15 protein-coding genes are annotated in these 15,977 nt (G+C 71.5%); 10 read left to right on the top strand and 5 right to left on the bottom strand.

The window, feature by feature from the left end; genetic code table 11:
- Positions 1-138 precede the first annotated feature (138 nt).
- Entirely contained in the window at positions 139-642 is a 504-nt protein-coding gene (locus OG510_RS01625) for a hypothetical protein (RefSeq protein ID WP_406134827.1), read from the bottom strand.
- Between the two features lie 361 nt (positions 643-1,003).
- On the opposite strand from OG510_RS01625, the gene OG510_RS01630 reads away from it, so the two are divergent.
- From OG510_RS01630 to OG510_RS01660, 7 genes are all read left to right on the top strand, one after another.
- Positions 1,004-1,981, top strand: coding sequence for a Gfo/Idh/MocA family protein (locus OG510_RS01630; RefSeq protein ID WP_406134828.1), 978 nt, complete (start codon positions 1,004-1,006; stop codon positions 1,979-1,981).
- Between the two features lies 1 nt (position 1,982).
- Positions 1,983-3,041, top strand: coding sequence for a Gfo/Idh/MocA family protein (locus OG510_RS01635; protein ID WP_406134829.1), 1,059 nt, complete (start codon positions 1,983-1,985; stop codon positions 3,039-3,041).
- A gap of 235 nt (positions 3,042-3,276) precedes the next feature.
- Positions 3,277-4,194 (top strand): pseudouridine-5'-phosphate glycosidase, encoded by a 918-nt coding sequence (locus tag OG510_RS01640; protein ID WP_406134830.1) that lies wholly within the window; start codon positions 3,277-3,279, stop codon positions 4,192-4,194.
- Positions 4,195-4,243: 49 nt separating this feature from the next.
- Positions 4,244-5,158, top strand: coding sequence for a carbohydrate kinase family protein (locus tag OG510_RS01645; protein ID WP_406134831.1), 915 nt, complete (start codon positions 4,244-4,246; stop codon positions 5,156-5,158).
- On the top strand, positions 5,155-6,600 hold the full coding sequence (locus tag OG510_RS01650; RefSeq protein ID WP_406134832.1) for an MFS transporter: 1,446 nt from the start codon (positions 5,155-5,157) through the stop codon (positions 6,598-6,600). Before OG510_RS01645 ends, OG510_RS01650 begins: the two co-directional genes overlap by 4 nt.
- 41 nt (positions 6,601-6,641) lie before the next feature.
- Entirely contained in the window at positions 6,642-7,241 is a 600-nt protein-coding gene (locus OG510_RS01655) for a phosphoribosylanthranilate isomerase (RefSeq protein WP_406134833.1), read from the top strand.
- Positions 7,242-7,338: 97 nt separating this feature from the next.
- Positions 7,339-8,235, top strand: a complete 897-nt coding sequence (locus tag OG510_RS01660; protein ID WP_406134834.1) for a LysR substrate-binding domain-containing protein — start codon at positions 7,339-7,341, stop codon at positions 8,233-8,235.
- 99 nt (positions 8,236-8,334) lie between these two features.
- On the opposite strand, the gene OG510_RS01665 is transcribed toward OG510_RS01660, so the two are convergent.
- Positions 8,335-9,720: an MFS transporter gene (locus tag OG510_RS01665; protein WP_406134835.1), complete on the bottom strand. Its 1,386-nt coding sequence runs from the start codon at positions 9,718-9,720 to the stop codon at positions 8,335-8,337.
- A gap of 215 nt (positions 9,721-9,935) precedes the next feature.
- Complete coding sequence (locus tag OG510_RS01670) at positions 9,936-10,469, bottom strand: MarR family winged helix-turn-helix transcriptional regulator (protein WP_406134836.1); 534 nt, start codon at positions 10,467-10,469, stop codon at positions 9,936-9,938.
- A 185-nt stretch (positions 10,470-10,654) separates the two neighbouring features.
- Between OG510_RS01670 and OG510_RS01675 the strand changes: the two genes are divergently transcribed.
- Together OG510_RS01675 and OG510_RS01680 are read left to right on the top strand one after the other, a co-directional pair.
- Entirely contained in the window at positions 10,655-12,367 is a 1,713-nt protein-coding gene (locus OG510_RS01675) for a chloride channel protein (RefSeq protein WP_406142270.1), read from the top strand.
- Between the two features lie 145 nt (positions 12,368-12,512).
- The gene (locus tag OG510_RS01680) at positions 12,513-12,743 is read left to right on the top strand and encodes a hypothetical protein (RefSeq protein WP_406134837.1); all 231 of its coding nucleotides are present in this window, start codon (positions 12,513-12,515) and stop codon (positions 12,741-12,743) included.
- Between the two features lie 160 nt (positions 12,744-12,903).
- On the opposite strand, the gene OG510_RS01685 is transcribed toward OG510_RS01680, so the two are convergent.
- Positions 12,904-14,445, bottom strand: coding sequence for a hypothetical protein (locus tag OG510_RS01685; protein WP_406134838.1), 1,542 nt, complete (start codon positions 14,443-14,445; stop codon positions 12,904-12,906).
- A gap of 393 nt (positions 14,446-14,838) precedes the next feature.
- Here OG510_RS01685 and OG510_RS01690 point away from each other — a divergent pair, with 393 nt between their 5' ends.
- Complete coding sequence (locus OG510_RS01690; protein WP_406134839.1) at positions 14,839-15,015, top strand: hypothetical protein; 177 nt, start codon at positions 14,839-14,841, stop codon at positions 15,013-15,015.
- 245 nt (positions 15,016-15,260) lie between these two features.
- Here the strand turns inward: OG510_RS01690 and OG510_RS01695 are convergent, their stop codons facing one another.
- Positions 15,261-15,947 (bottom strand): N-acetylmannosamine-6-phosphate 2-epimerase, encoded by a 687-nt coding sequence (locus OG510_RS01695; RefSeq protein WP_406142271.1) that lies wholly within the window; start codon positions 15,945-15,947, stop codon positions 15,261-15,263.
- Between the last annotated feature and the right edge of the window lie 30 nt (positions 15,948-15,977).

Genomic DNA, 15,977 nt, shown 5'->3' on the forward strand with positions numbered 1-15,977 from the left:
CCCGCACAGGGAGTTGCCCTGCGCGGGAGCCCTTGAAGGCGCGCGGTGGAGCGAGGATACGAAGACAGGGCGGCGGTCCCACCCGTCTTCGTCGTGGCATGCAGCGTGCAGTGTGCCGGGATTGGCGCCGGTACGGCTCTACGCCCGGCCGTCCGTCCTGCGGCGGCGCATGACCATGGCGCCTGCCGCGACCGCGGCGAGCACCCCGGCACCCACGGCGATCTCGGTGCTGTTGGTACTGTCGGCGCCCTGGCTGGTGCTGCCGATGCCCGTCTTCATCGTGCCGGTGGGCCGGCTGCCGGCGGAGACGGTGAAGGTGCTCTGCAGCTTCGTCCCGTCCGGGCAGATCACGCCGACACCGTACGAGCCCGCTTTCGTTCCTGCCGGGACGGTGAACTGCCCGACCAGGTCGCCCTTGTGGGTACCGGTGGCCAGCTGGAACTCGCCACCGGCGGTGCTGTCGCCGTCCGCCGCCGAGGCCGACCTGCCACATCCGGTCGTGTTGACCGTGACGACCGAGCCAGGAGCGGCGGTCGAGGGGTTGACCTCGACTCCGCCGCCGGCGGCGAACGCCGAAGACGTCGGGAGACCCACTGCGGCGACAGCGAGCGCGGTGCCGGCGATGAGACGGGCTATAGGCATGGGGGTGTTCCTTCCAGCGAGCCGGCACGCGACGCCCGTGCGCCGCCGGAAAAGGGGAAAACCGGACCCGCGTGCCCAGCCAATTGGCTTCCACAGCCGGACGCATAGCGGAAGACGCCATCCGGGTGACGGCGCCGATACGGCGCCCCTGGTGTCCGGGCTGCGGGGCCCGGCAGCCCGGACAACGGACACCGGATCCCGCCGCCGACATGGGCTATTCACAGCCAGACCCCGGAGATAAGATGTCTGATGTCTTAACTTTGATCATGAAACCCACTGTGAGGAGTCGCGGGTGGACCTCGATCCTGTGCCCGGGCAGAAGGGGCCACGCGGCCCCGGACAGCAGGGAGATGCGCACCGAGTGGCCGTGATCGGTGCCGGTGCCATCGCCCGTGATCACGTCACCGCGTTCGCGGGCGTGCCCGGCCTGCGGCTGGCCCACGTCGTCGACCGCCATCCCGAACGGGCCGCCGCGCTGGCCGCCCTCGCCGAGGGCGCCACCTGGTCGACCGACCCGGCGACCGCATGGTCGGACGGTATCGACGTCACGGCCGTATGCACCTCCCCCGAATCGCATGCCGACCTCTCCGTGGCCGCGCTCCGGGCCGGCAAGGCGGTCCTGCTGGAGAAGCCCGCCGCGCTGAACGTCGCCGATGTCGACCGCGTCCTCACGGCCGCGGAGACCGCCGGCCGGCCCCTGCTCATCGCCCAGACGGCGCGCTTCCAGCCCGTCCATCTGGAGATCGCCCGGGCTGTCGCCGAAGGCGCGATCGGCACGCCCCGGCTGGCCCACCTCACCTGGTACACCGGCCATGTCTGGCCCGGCGGCTGGCGGGGCTGGCAGCTCGACGCGTCCCGGTCCGGAGGACACGTCGCCCACAACGGTGTGCACGCCCTCGATCTGCTGACCTGGCTCATGGACGACGAGCCGGTCCGGGTCTTCGCCCGCCCCTGCCGTACATGGGCGCCGGGGATGCCGACCCCCGACAGCTTCCAGATCCTGGTGCGCTTCGCCGGCGGCGCCCTGGCCACCGTCGAACTGTGTTACGCGCTCGCCGCACGCGGCACGTTCGTCCGCCGCCTCATGCTGTCCGGCACCACCGGCACCCTGCACCACAGCAGCGAGGACGAACCGCGGGCACACTCCGCGTCCCCCGTCGCCCCCGCCTCGATCGAGGGGGCGATGACCGAGCAGACCAGACATCTGCGCGACGTGCTGGACGGGGCCGCGCCCCCGCTGACCGCGCCCCGTCAGGTGCGCGCCGCCATGGCCGCCGCCCTCGCAGCGCAGCTCAGCGCGGACGAGGGCCGCCCCGTCGACATCAAGGAGGTCCGCTGAGATGAGAGTCCTGATCGCGTCCGGGGTGCGGCACGCCCGCGACTACGTTCCGCTGCTGCGGTCGCTGCCCGGCATCGAGGTCATCGGCTGCGCCGACACCGCCGACAGCCCCTTCGCCGAGGAGAGCGCCGCACTCGCCCGTACGACGGGCGTTCCGCTGCTCGGCCTGGACCAGGGGCTCGCCTCCTGCGACATCGCCCTCGTGTGCAGCGAACCCACGCGCCATGTCGACCTCGCGGTGCGGGCACTCGAAGCGGGCCGGCATGTGGTCGTCGACAAACCCGCCGCGACCGACCCCGCCGGATCACAGCGCCTGTGGGACGCCGCCGACCGCTCCCCCGGGCTGCTCACCGCCGTGCACCGGCTCTACTCGCCGCAGCTCGTGCGCGCCCGGCGCATCGTCGACTCCGGTGCCATCGGTCTGCCCCTGGCCGTCGACGCGGAGTGGCTCGCGGCCGGCGGCCTCGACGGAACCACCGTCGAGCGGCCCGAACTCGTCTGTGACCCCGCCCTGTCCGGCGGCGGTGAGCTGATGAACTTCGGGTGGTATCCGGCGCTGGCGATCCGTCATCTGACCGGTCTGGAGGTGGAGGAGGTGGTCGCCTTCAGCAGCGCCGCACCCCGTGCGCCGCTCTTCGACGGCCCGCACGGGGCGTACGGGGTCGAGGACGCGGCGGTCCTCTCGCTCCGTCTGCGCAACGGGGTCGTGGCGACGGCCACCGTGGCCCGTACCCCCGCCGGCGTCGGCCCGGCCCCGGTCTCGTCCAGCCTGCGCGTGCTCGGCTCGCACGGCCATGTGCTCGCCGACGAGGACGCCCCCTCGGTCACCGTGCGCGGGGCGGACGGCGGCAGGGTGTCGCGCCGGATCGGCGGGGCCGCAGGTGCGACGGCGCTGCGGCGGCTGTTCACCGAGTTCCGCGACGACATCCGCTACGGACGTACGCCCCTGGTGACGGCGGCCGACATCCACGCGGCCGTCGCCGTGGTCGATGCCGCGCTGTCCTCGGCGCGCCAGGACGGCGCCCCCGTAGCCCCCGTTCCGGGCCGGGTCACGGCGTAACGCGTCGGCCTCGCTCCGGCGCACCGCCGTCCGCGCGCTGCCCGAACTCAACTCCGCGGAGCCCCCTGGACAACTCATAGACGAAGTCAATGAAACCGGCCGGATCTGTTTATGGTTTTTGGGTGATGGGCTTCCTACCGTGAGGCGACCGGCCGACCGGCTGGTTTCCGGAGTGCCGCGGCTGCGCAGCCCCGCCGCTCCGGAGCGTCGTCGCTGAAGAGGGAAGTTGTCCGTGATGAGTACGTCTGTTGCCGCTGTCCAGGTGTCCGACGAGGTCCGGGAGGCTGTGCGTGAGGGGCGTCCGGTCGTCGCTCTGGAGTCGACGATCTTCACGCATGGTCTGCCGCGTCCGCGGAATCTGGATGTGGCCCTGGAGGCCGAGGAGATGCTGCGGGCGCAGGGGGTGGTGCCCGCGACGATCGGGGTGTTCGAGGGGCGCCCGACCGTCGGTCTGAGCACCCAGGAGATCACCGAACTGTCCGGCGCGGACGGGATCGTGAAGGTGAGTCTGCGTGATCTTCCGGTCGTGACCACGCTGGGTGTCCATGGCGGGACCACGGTCGCGGCCACCGCGTTCCTCGCGCACCGGGCCGGGATCAAGGTGTTCTCCACCGGTGGTCTGGGCGGTGTCCATCACGGTGCGTCGGAGACCTTCGACGAGTCCGCGGACATGACCACGCTCGCCCACACCCCGGTCCTGGTCATCAGCGCGGGCGTGAAGTCCATCCTGGACGTCGCCGCGACCCTGGAACGGTTCGAGACCCTCAACATTCCCGTACTCGGCTACGGCACCACCCGCTACCCCGGCTTCTACGTCACCGACTCGGGGCACGAGATCGGCTACTCGGTCTCCACCGCGGAGGAGACCGCCCGTATCCTCGCCGCCCGTGACGCCCTGGGTCTGCCCCAGGCCGTCCTGCTCGCCAACCCCGTACCCCACGACAAGCAGCTCCCGCCCGAGGAACTCGACGCGATCCTCGCCCGCGCATGGGACCAGGCCGAAAAGGCCGGCATCACCGGCAACGACACCACCCCCTTCCTCCTGGACCACATCCGGCGCGACACCCAAGGCCGCAGCCTCCAGGTCAACATCGACGTCTACCGCGGCAACGTCGCCCTCGGCGGCCGTATCGCCACCGCCCTCACACGCTGAACCGCCCACGCTGCGCGGCACGCCGTACAGCGGAATAAGGAGGCATACCTTGCTCGGGATCATTGGCGATCTCGTCCAGGACGTCGTCGTGTGGCCGGCGGAGCCGATCCAGCACGGTACGGACACCGAGGCCGAGATCTTCCACACGCGGGGCGGCAGCGGCGCCAACGTCGCCGCCTGCGCGGCGCGTCTCGGACCGACCCGGTTCATCGGCTGTGTCGGCGACGACCCCCTCGGTTCGTCGCTGGTCGCCGGGCTGGACGCGGACGGTGTGGACGTCCGCGTCCAGCGCAACGGGAGCACCGGCACGATCGTGATACTCATCGACGAGAACGCCGAGCGGACCATGCTGCCGCACCGGGGTGCGTCGACACTGCTCGACGAGGTCCCGGACGAGTGGCTCGACGGGCTGGAACTCCTGCACGTACCCGCCTACACCTTCGACGGCGAACCCACCGGCACCACCGTGGCCGATGTGGTCCGCCGGGCGAAGAAGCGTGGTGTCCTGGTCTCGATCGACGCCTCGTCGACCGGGATGCTGTCGCACTACGGTGTCCGGCGCTTTCTGGACCTCATGGCGGATCTGCGGCCTGACTTCCTGATCGCCAACGAGAGCGAGGCCGCGTGCCTGGGCCTGTCGGTGGGCGGTGCGGAAGGACCCAACCGGGACCTGGTACGGGACACGGTCGTGGTGGCGAAAGCCGGGCCGGATCCGACCGTTGTCCACTTCCCCGGGGGCGCGTCCATGGCCGTGCCGGTGCCGCCGGTGCGGCGGATACGCGACCTCACCGGTGCGGGCGACGCCTTCGCCGCCGGTTTCCTGTCCGCGTATCTCGCGACGAGGAACCTGCACGAGGCGTGCGTCGGCGGCCACCGCGCTGCCGCACACGTCCTCGCCACCCCCGGCTCCACCATGGCGCCCGGTCCCTCGGCCGCCCCCGGCCTGAGCGCGGGAACCCGATGACACGGCCGCGGTACGACACGGCCGAGTCGACCACCGGGCCGGAGCCGGCGGACCGGCGGACCTCGGTCGTGGCGCTGGTGGTCGCGCTGCTCGCGGCCTGCACCGCCTTCCAGCTCAACGCCAGCATGCTCAGCCCGGTGCTGGTCGTCATGGGCAGAGAACTCCATGCCGACCAGATCACCGTCGGGCTCTCGCAGACGGCGTTCTACACCGGCACGGCCATCTTCGGGCTGTTCCTCCCGCGGCTGAGCGACATCGCGGGCCGGCGCAGGGTCCTGCTCGGGATGATGACCGTGATGATCGCCGGTGAGGTACTCGCCGCACTGGCCCCGGACATGACGGTGCTGATCGTCGCGCGCGGCATCCAGGGCGTCACCGGCGCGGTGGTGCCGATCTGTCTGATGATCCTTCGTGACGAGGTCCGGGATCCGCGGCGCTACGGGACCCTGATGGGCGTCGTCACCGCGATCAACGGCGGCATCGCCGGTCTCGACGCGATCGTCGGCGGCATGCTCGGGACCACCTTCGGTTTCCGCTCGGTCTTCTGGCTGATCGCCGTGGTCGGCGTGGTCGCGGTGGTGTTCTGCTACCGCGGTGTCCCCGAGTCGCGCCCCTCCCGTGGGGTCCGGCTGGACTGGTACGGGGTGCTGTTCCTCGCCGGGGTCGTCTTCCTGTTCCAGTCGGCGGTCAACGAGATGGGCAAGGGGCGTGGCGCCGACTGGACGCTGATCGGGGCGCTGCTGGCCGGGGGCGCGGTCTGCGGCGTGGTCTTCTGGCGTATCGAGGGCGCCGTCGCCCAGCCGCTGGCCTCGCCCGCCCTCCTCAAGCGCAGGGCGACCTGGGCGACCGTGGGCACGACCGTACTGACCCTGGCGGGCGTGATCGCGGCGGTCAACGGGATCGCCATGTCGATCGCGCAGGACAGTGCCGCCGGGTTCGGTCTGGGGGCCGATTCCGCCTCGCTGCTCCTGCTGACGCCGTACGCGCTGCTCGGCTGGATCGTCGCGCCTTTCGCCGGGCGGCTCGCGCCCGTGATCGGTTACCGCGCGATCCTGCGGATCGGGCTGGCCGGCAGCGTGGCCGGTCTGGCCGGGCTCGCCGTGTCCGGCACCCGGAGCCTGGTGTTCCTGGTCGGCGCCACCCTGCTCCTCGGTGTGGTCTACGCGGGCATGGCCAACATCATGCTCAACGGGCTCGGTGTCGTACTCTCCCCACCGGGCAACCCGGGCTTCCTGCCCGGTCTGAACTCCGCGGGGTTCGGTCTCGGCGCCGGGCTCAGCTTCGCGATCCTGCCCGCGGTTCAGGTGGCCGCGGACGCGCACGGGCAGGGCAGCAGGGCCGGGTACACCTGGGCGCTGCTCGTCGGCGCCGCGATCATGGCGCTCGCGTTGCTGATGTCGCTGCTGATCCCGCAACCTGTCGAGGCGGAGACGGCGGACTGACCGGCCTCCGGAACGGGATCAGGAAGAAGAGAAGAGATTCGATGTACGTCAAGATCTGCGGTCTGCGCACCGCTGGGACCGTCGATGCCGCCGTCGAGGCGGGTGCGGATGCCGTGGGTTTCGTCTTCGCCCCCGGCAGTCCGCGGCTGATCGGCCCCGAAGCGGCCCGCGCGCTGGCCGGGCGCGTACCCGCCGCGGTCGAGACCGTCGGTGTGTTCCGCCGGCAGCCGGTCGACGAGGTTCTGGCGACGGCATCGGCGGTGGGTCTCACCACCGTCCAGCTCCACGGGGACGAGGAGGACGGGGACTTCGAGCGGGTGCGCGCGGCGGGGTTCCGGACGATCCGCGCGATGTCCAGCGACCGGTACCTCACACATCCGGCGCCTGACCCGGTGGACCGGCTGCTCATCGACGCGCCGCTGCCGGGCGGCGGGTCCCGCTTCGACACCGGCCGGCTCGGGGCGCGGCCGCCGCGGGGGTTCTGGCTCCTGGCGGGCGGTCTGGACCCGGCGAACGTGGCCTCGGCCATCCGCTCCGCGGGACCGGCCGGGGTCGATGTCTCCAGCGGGGTCGAGTCGTCGAGGGGCGTCAAGAGTGCCGACTTGATCCGCAGCTTCGTCGAGGCCGCGCGCAACGGATGACGCCAGGTCCGCGGCCTTCTCAGGGCCTTCCTGGGTCACCCCTCCCCCAGCCACCGAGTATCACCATCAACTACCGCCCGGCGAATAGGCTTTGACCATGAGGATTACGCTGCGGCAGATCGAGATCTTCGTCATGGTGGCGGAGCATCTGCACTTCGGGAGGGCGGCCGAGGCCCTGCACATCTCCCAGCCGACGGTGAGCCAGGAGGTCGGCAGGCTCGAACGGGCCCTCGGTCTGGCCCTCTTCGACCGCACCCGCCGTTCGGCTTCGCTGACGCCCGCGGGCGAGTCGATGGTCGAGGAAGGCCGTCGGCTGCTCTCCCAGGCCGACCACCTGGTCAGCAAGGTGCGGCTGTACGAGGAGTCCCGGATGAAGACGATCCGGGTGGCCGCGACACCGAGCGTCGTCAACCGGCTGCTGCCCGCCGTGATCAGCCGGTGCGAGAGGGAGCTTCCCGGTCTCGACATCGAGGACATCGCCGTCGAGACCGGAGCCGTGTCCCCCCTGCTGTCCGCGGGACACGGCGACATCGGGCTCGGCCGTTTCCTCGATCCGATCGAGGGCTTCCGGACGGAAGTGATCACCGACGAGGAGATCCTCGTGGCGCTGAGCCGCGACCACCCGTGCGCCGGAGCCGCCCGGATCGCCCTGGAGGAACTGCACGACCTTCCGCTGCTCCTGTGGTCACGGGAGCAGCATCCGCAGTACTACGACTATGTCCGGGCGATCTGCGTGGAACGGGGGCTCAACCCGATGGTGCTGGTGAGCCCGCCGCGGATCGTCGGCTCGCGGCAGTATCTCCTCTCCGAAGCCAGGGCCTTCTCTCTCGTCCCCCGGTCCGCCGTCGGCCATCTCTCCGACGATCTGCGGACGGTTTCCCTGCAGAAGCCGGCGACCCTGCCGCTGGAGATGCAGTGGCGCGACGACGACCCGCGCCCCTACGCGAGGGCGTTGTGCGAGCTCATCGTGGACGAGGCAGCGGCCCTCGCCTGAACGGCAGTTGACGCAGGCACCGCCCGACTCGGACGCCGGGCGCACCCGGCCCGTTCCTTCGGGCTCGGACTCTCCGGCGCACCCGGCGCGCTCCCCGGCTCAGACTCCGCGGCGCACCCGGCGCGTTCCCCGACGGTGGTCCATCGCGCAGCTCGTCAGGCCGGTGAGCATGAGCGCCGCCGCGGTCGCTGCGGTCACCCGGAACCCCGCCGTCGACCCGTACGCCTCACTGATGCTCCCGCCGAGAGCCGTCCACAGCGCCTGACCGACGATGAGCGCGCTGGCGAGCATCGTCATGACCGTGGCCGTCCTCCCCCGCGGGGTCCGGCGGCCCGCGATGCTGAACAGCGTCACGATGACTCCGCCGACCCCGCATCCCGCGCAGGTCAGGGCAGCCGTGACCATCGCCACCGAGGACGCCGCGACAAGCGCGCCCGAGGCCGCGAGGACGATGGCCGCGAAGACCAGCCACCGCGCCCGGAGGGCGAATCCCGCGGGGGCGAAGACGACCAGGACCGCGGTGGCGACCGAGCCGACGCTCATGCCGCCGTAGACGATCCCCGTCGAGAGCTCCATGCCGTGGGCCCGCATGAACACGGTCAGCGCCGTCAACGTCGAGCCGAAGAACCCGCCGACGAGGAACATGCCCAGCGGAAGGATCATGATCCGGGGCCGGAGGACGCCGCGGAGCCCCACGGGCGCACCGCCACCGGCCGCGTCGCGGAGCGGCCCCGGCAGTTTTGCCGTCCGGTGGACGGCGAAGGCCACCACGAACACGGCCGCGATCAGGGCCGCCACGGCAAGCGGGGCTCCGGCCCCGAACGCGGTGGCCAGCAGGCCGATCACGACGGGTCCCAGCACAAACGCCGACTCGTCCGCCACGGACTCATAGCTCATGACGAGCGACAGGATCGCGTCACGCCGCTGCGCGCTGCCGGTCCTCGCGGTGACGAGAGTGATCAGCCGGGTCCGCGACAGCGGCGCGACCGGCGGGGCGCTCGCACCGACGGCAAAGCCGACGGCCCCCACCCAGACGACCGGCACCGATGAGTACGTCAGCAGGACGAACGCGGCCAGAGCCGCCACGTTGACGGCGGAGCACACCAGCAGGACGCGGCGCTGCCCGTACCGGTCGGCGAACGATCCGGCGGTCGGCCCGAAGACCGCGGTGCCGATGCCGATCACCGCGGACACCGCACCGCTCTGGGCGATCGAGCCCCGGACGTCGGAGACGAGGGTGAGCGCGCCGACCACGGTCATGGCGAACGGGAGGCGGCTCACGAAGGCGAGCGGGAAGAAGCCGTAGCCGACGAGATCGACCAGGGAGCGGAACCTCGACGGCGCAGCGGCCGCATCGCCTGTGGCCCCTCCGTCGGGCGCCTCGGTTCCGGGTATCTCGGCCCCGGCCACCTCCGCTCCGGGTATGTCGGCTCCGGGCGCTTCGAGCTGGTCCTGCGCTGCGGGTCTCGACAAGGAATTGCTCACGTTCGACTCTCCATCGCGTGCGGGCCGTGCGGCACTCGGCAGACGGCTGGGCCGTTGCCCCGTAGGACGCTAGGAGTCGAGTAGGTCCGGCATCAACAATCAAACAGCGCCCCGTACATAGCGTGAGGCTATGGAGGCGCCGCTCGCTCAGCCTGCGGTGGAAGTTACGGCCGCCCACGGTGCGCAGCCCGTGAGCCTGTCGAACGGGTGGTGGCTCAGGAGGCGCCGGGTGAGGCCGGGGTGGCCCAGCCCAGCGGGTACAGGTCTGCCGGGTGACCCGCGGCCGCCTCGCCCGCCGCGTCGGCGAATGTGGTCAGTGCGCCCACGAGCGCGGCGCGCTGGCCGGGCGCCATCTCTTCGACGATGGCGGCGATCTCGGCGCGGCGCCTGGCGGTGACCTGCTCGACGATGCTGCGCCCTTCGTCGGTCAGCTGGAGCAGGGTGGCGCGGCGGTTGTCGGGGTTGATCTGCCGGTCGACCAGGCCCGCGGCGATGAGCCGGTCGGCCATCCGCATCGCGGTGGACGGGTTGACCGCCAGCCACTCCGCGACGTCCACCAGTTTGGCCGCGCCACGGGTGGAGAACGCCACCAGCAGCCGGAACTGCGGGAGCGTCACCCGGTCCTCGACCGCGGCCAGCGAGCGCGCGGAGACCGCGACGAGCACCCGGGAGGCGGTCAGTACCGCCCGCGTCACGGCGTCGACGTCGTCGGCGGCTGCACCCGGGGGCGGGTTTGTGGCTTCAACCATGTGGACCTTTGTACCCCGGGTGGATCCTCCCTTGACAACGTTTGCATAATGCAAACGTAGAGAGAGGCAGGTCCATGAGCGATACAGACACGGCGGAACCCGTCCGCCCGATCACCGTCCAGGCACCCCCGGGCCGCACCGCTCCGACCCCGGTGGCCGGGCTGCGCACCGCCTCATGGGGGCTGATGGTGCTGGCGCTGGTGGTCGGAGCCGGAGCCGGACTGGGCTCGATCGCGTTCCGCCGGCTGATCACCACCTTCACGCATCTGTTCTCCGGACATGCCGACTACGCGGGCGCCGGGCACGCCGCCAATCCTCACGTGCCGTGGCTGGGCGTCTACTTCGTCCTGCTCGCCCCGATCGTCGGCGGACTGCTCTACGGGCCGGTGGTCGACCGGTTCGCCAAGGAGGCACGCGGACACGGGGTTCCCGAGGTGATGCTGGCCGTCGCTCAGCGCGGTGGCCGGATCAACCCCCAGGTCTCCGTGGTCAAGGCGCTCGCATCGGCGCTGTGCATCGGATCGGGCGGCTCGGTGGGCCGCGAAGGCCCGATCGTGCAGATCGGCTCGGCACTCGGCTCCACGCTGGGCCGCGTGGTCAAGGTCACCGAGGGCCGGATGCGGCTGCTGGTGGCCTGCGGTGCGGCGGGAGGCATCGCTGCCACCTTCAACGCGCCGCTGGCCGGGGTGTTCTTCTCGATGGAACTGATCCTGGGCGCGTTCACCGCCGAGGCGTTCGGCGCGACCGTGATCTCCTCCGTCGTCGCCTGCGCGATCGGCCGCGCCGCGTTCGGCGACACCGCCTTCCTCGCACTGCCGCCCTTCCATGTGGACCACGTCGCCCAGTTCGGCCTGTTCGCCGTCCTCGGTGTCGCCGCAGGCGCCGTCGGCGTCGGCTTCACCCGCATCCTGTACTGGATCGAGGACGCCTGCGACTGGATCTGGCGCGGCCCCGAATGGCTCCGCCCGGCGGCCGGTGGCATCCTTCTCGGCGCGCTGCTGCTGGCGCTGCCGCAGATGTACGGGGTCGGCTACCCGGTCCTGGAGAACGCCGTCAAGGGCAGTTACGTCGTCGGCTTCCTGCTCCTGCTGCTCGTCGGCAAGATCCTCGCGACGAGCCTGACCATCGGGATCGGCGGCTCGGGCGGGGTGTTCGCCCCGAGCCTGTTCATCGGCGCCATGCTGGGCGCCGCCTACGGCAGTGCGGCCCACGGCCTGCTCCCCGGTACCGCCGGATCGGCCGGTGCCTACGCTCTCGTCGGCATGGGCGCAGTCTTCGCGGGATCCTCCCGTGCCCCCATCACCGCCGTGGTCATCCTCTTCGAACTCACCGGCCAGTACACGATCATCCTGCCGCTGATGCTCGCCGTGGTACTCGCCACCGCCACCAGCCATCTGCTCTCCCGCGACACCGTCTACACACTCAAGCTCCGCCGCCGCGGAATCGACCTCCACGCACCCGCGCGGGGAGCGGCACTCGGCTCCCAGCAGGTCGTCACCGCCATGGAGGAGCTGCCCGCCCCCATTCCCGCGCACACCGGACTCCGCCAGGCCGCCAGGACGCTGGGCCTGTCGGGCCACGGCGCACTGCCCGTCCTGGACTCCGACGGCCGCTACCTCGGCACCCTCACCGCCAGAGCCGTCGCCGAGGCCCTGGCCACCCCCGTGAGTGACGACTCCGGGCCCCCGCACACCGCGGGCGAACTCGCCGAACTGCCGCCCCGGATCACCGCCGACATGTCGCTGGCCACCGCGCTGCACTCCCTGGTCACGGCCCCCGGCACCGGCCTGCCCGTCCATGACGAGACCCGGCTCGTCGGCTGGCTCACCCACCAGAGCGCCCTGCGCAGCCTCCACACCACGGGCCCGGCCGCCCGGGCTGACACATCGTCCGCCTGACACGCCGTCCGTTCGCCCATGACTCGAAGGCCGGAAGGGGCGTGCGCCGTGTCCATCGGCCCCGTAGCGCGTTTGCACAGGTATGACCCCAACGCGACGAATTGCCACTTGTCTCGCTCTGGCTGCCGCTCTCCCGTGCCTTGCCATGTCGTCAGCGCACGCCGCCGGCACGAACGACCGGGCCGGCCAGAAGCTGAATCCCGTCAGTGAACTCGACGCCATCGCCACGACCGGGATGCCCGCGCAGGACGCCGGCAAGCTGCCCAAGGTGAAGGACCAGCTGGCCGGCTTGAACCACCTGAGCGAACTGAACCAGCTGCACCAGCTCACCGACCAGGCGGCGCCGGTACTCGGGCTGGTCAACGCGGTGGAGTGAGGCCCCCTCTGTGCGGGGGACACTGACCTGTCCGGTGTCTCCCGCACGCCCCGTGACCGACGCCTGATGCGGTGGCATGACCGGGCCGTCGGAGCCCAACAGCTCCGGCGGCCCGGCACCCGGCTCCCACCGGCTGTGAGGCAGGCGCAGGCGGTGGGTCCTACGAGGCCATTTTGCGGGCGATCAGCTGGATGGCCGCCTCCCGGTCATCCGGCATTCCGTACCGGTCCAGGCCGAGAGCCCGCAGCGTCAGCTGAGCCTGTTCCGCCTTTGCCGCGTCCTTGTCGACACTGAACTCGTAGAGCGCGGTGGCGTACTTCACGCGCTCGCCGGGACCGGTGCTCTGCCAGAACGCCAGTGTCTTGCCCAGGTGCTTGAACGTGGCGCGCGCGCCCTCGGCAGGAGATTTCTCGGCTGTCCTGAGCCAGCGCTTGGCGAAGAAGCGCCAGGTCTTGTAGGACGCCAGGCCCAGAGCGGTCGCCGCAGCGGCCCCGGCCAGGGCCCAGCCCACCGGAGTCGCTATCAGCACCGCACCGGCGCCCGCTCCCGCGGCGGCCACCGCGATGGTTGCCACCAGCGTGGCCACGGAGGCCGAGGCGCTGAGTCCACCGCCCAGGGCGGCGATGATCTTCTTGATGTATCCGTGCTTGTTCTTCTGCAACGCGTACAGCTGGATCATGTGCAGAGAGAGGGGCTGGGACTCGTCCCGCTCCAGACCGACCGCCTCTGCGGCCGGCTCGTGAAGAGCGGCCTCGATGGCCGCGCTGAACGCCTGCCGCTCGCTCGCCCGCCCCCGCGCCGCACCGAGTTGCTGCCGGGCATCCGTCAGGCGCGCTTCCATCCCGGATCTGGCGCTCTCCAGATCGAACCACTCAGCGGCCTTCTTGCGTCTCGCCTCCTCGTTCTCGGCATCGGTCGCCGACTGCGACGACGGCCCGGCGGCCGACATGTACCCCTCTTGAATGTCCTGGTACAGGACACCGGCTTCGCTCTCCAGCGCCGCCAGGTCGGATTCCAGGGCCGCGACCACGGCCTTCCGCGCTTCGACTTCCTTGTTGGCGGCGCTCAACGCCGCGGCAGGATCGCCCTGCTGCTCCATCAACTTCGTGAGCTGCTCCACCCGTTGCTGGGCGTGGGTGGCCTTGCGGATGTAGCGGCCGAGCTGGATCACCCCGGCCGGCAGGCCGGCGCCCGCACCGCCGGCGAGCACCGTGTTGTAGGTCGCGAGGTTCTGCCCGGCGAAGCTCATCGCTCCACCTGCGCCGCCGAGTGCCTGGCCGACGAAGCCCGAGGCGTTCTGTGCGGTGTCGGCCGCGGCGCTGTTGTAGGCGCTGTCCGCTTCCCGTCCCCGTGCGCTGCCGGCCGGAGCCGACTGGCGTTCACGCCCGGCCTTGTGCATGGTGGACACGCCGGTGGCGACGCCGTAACCGTTCGCGATCATGGCCCCGAACGGGCCGGCCATGCCGGTGTGGTACGAGGAATCGGTGCTGAACGTGGGGTCGAGGTACTGGCTGCCGACCGTGGCTCCGCCGCCCATCGCCGCCGCGTCGCTGCCCACGGCCAAGGCGCCTGTTCCGGACTCAAGGGCCGTCGCACGGGCGGCCGCACCGGAACTCTGCCCGGAGGGCGCCGCGTTGTGCTGCCCGCCGGATTCCGCGCCGGCCGGCTCGGCACCGGTGCGGCCCTTGATCACCGAAGCCACCGCGGCGTTTCCCGCTGCGCCCTGTAACAGCCGAAGGTTGCCCGGGGACAGGGCAGGAGGCCCACCGGTCATGGCCTGAGCCGCCGCGCGGTTCGGTGTTTCCTGACGGCGCACCGTGGCCCGGGCGGCCTGTTGTGTGCCGTGAGTGGCGTCCGGCCGGTCCAGCCCGTGCACGTTGTGCCTCCTGTACCGGTGGGGTGCCGATTGTGTAGCGCTCCCTGCTCATTGCTCAGGTTAGAGCATCACGATTTTCACCATGGGCCCCTTGGCCGGACTCGGCAGGTCCCGTACCGGATGGCGGTCGGCACCGCTGAATAGCGTGGTGCCGAGCAGCGAGCCACGCGGCCTTGCCGGCGCGCTGCGTGGTGTCGGACCGGTCAACGGAGGGGAAACATGAGCGACTTCAGGGGTGTGGCCCGGTCGCGGGTGTGGCATGCGGTGCGCGGGGTGGGCAGGTGGGCGCTGAGCCGCCGCAGGATGGCGGCTGACCAGTTCGTGCGCGGTGTCGGCTATGGCGCCGGCACCGCGGTGGCGGGCCTGTTCGCGCTCTGGGTACGTACGCGCTGCTGAGCCGCCCCGCCTACCGGCGCCCGTAGTCGAAGACGTCACCGACGACATGCCCTTCCAGGAGGAGACGGCGGGAAACCGTACCCAGGGCCACAGGGTCGCCGCTCGATCGAGTCGTGGATACCTGTCGGGATCGGGCACGAGACCCGCTCCCGACCGCGCGTACCGCCGTATCCATGTCTCCTGCGGCGCGTTCCGGTCCACGGCTTCGGCGGACGACCACTTCACATTCATCGGCGTACGGGGCTTTACGGCAACGCGGCCACGAACCGGCTCGCGATGGCCGCGGGAGCGGTGATCGCCCCGCCCACGACGACAGCCCAGGCGCCCAACTCGATGGCCTTGCGGGCCTCTTCGGGGGTGTGCAGGCGTCCCTCGGCGCAGACCGGAACGTCGACAAGGCCGGTCAGTTCGGCGATCAGTCCCAGGTCGGGGCCGGGCTGCTGCGGACTGTACGGGGTGTATCCGGAGAGGGTGGTGGAGATCAGGTCCGCGCCGAGCGACGCCGCCGCCACACCCTCTTCGGCCGTGGAGACGTCGGCCATCACCAGGTGGCCGAGCCGGTGCACGGCTTCGACGGTGTCGCGCAGGGGGCGGCCGTCCGGCCGGGGGCGGCGCGTGGCGTCGATCGCGACGATCTCGGCTCCGGCCTCGGCGACGGCTCGCGCGTGCGCGGCGGTCGGAGTGATGTACACGCCCTCCGCGCCGTCCTTCCACAGCCCGATGAGGGGCAGCGTGACGGCCGCGCGCACCGCGTGGATGTCCTCGACGCCCTGCACCCGGATCGCGGCGACGGAGGCACCCGCGGCGACGGACGCGGCCGCCGCCGCCATGTGTTCGGGGGCGCGCAGCGGATCCCCCGGAGGTGCCTGGCAGGAGACGATCAGCCGTCCGCGCAGGGCGTCGAGGAGTGCCCGGACGCGGTCGGCGGGCATCGTGGTCCTGCTGGGCCTGGCCTCGCTGCC

Source organism: Streptomyces sp. NBC_01089 (assembly GCF_045162975.1).
In the GTDB taxonomy this organism is placed as follows: domain Bacteria; phylum Actinomycetota; class Actinomycetes; order Streptomycetales; family Streptomycetaceae; genus Streptomyces.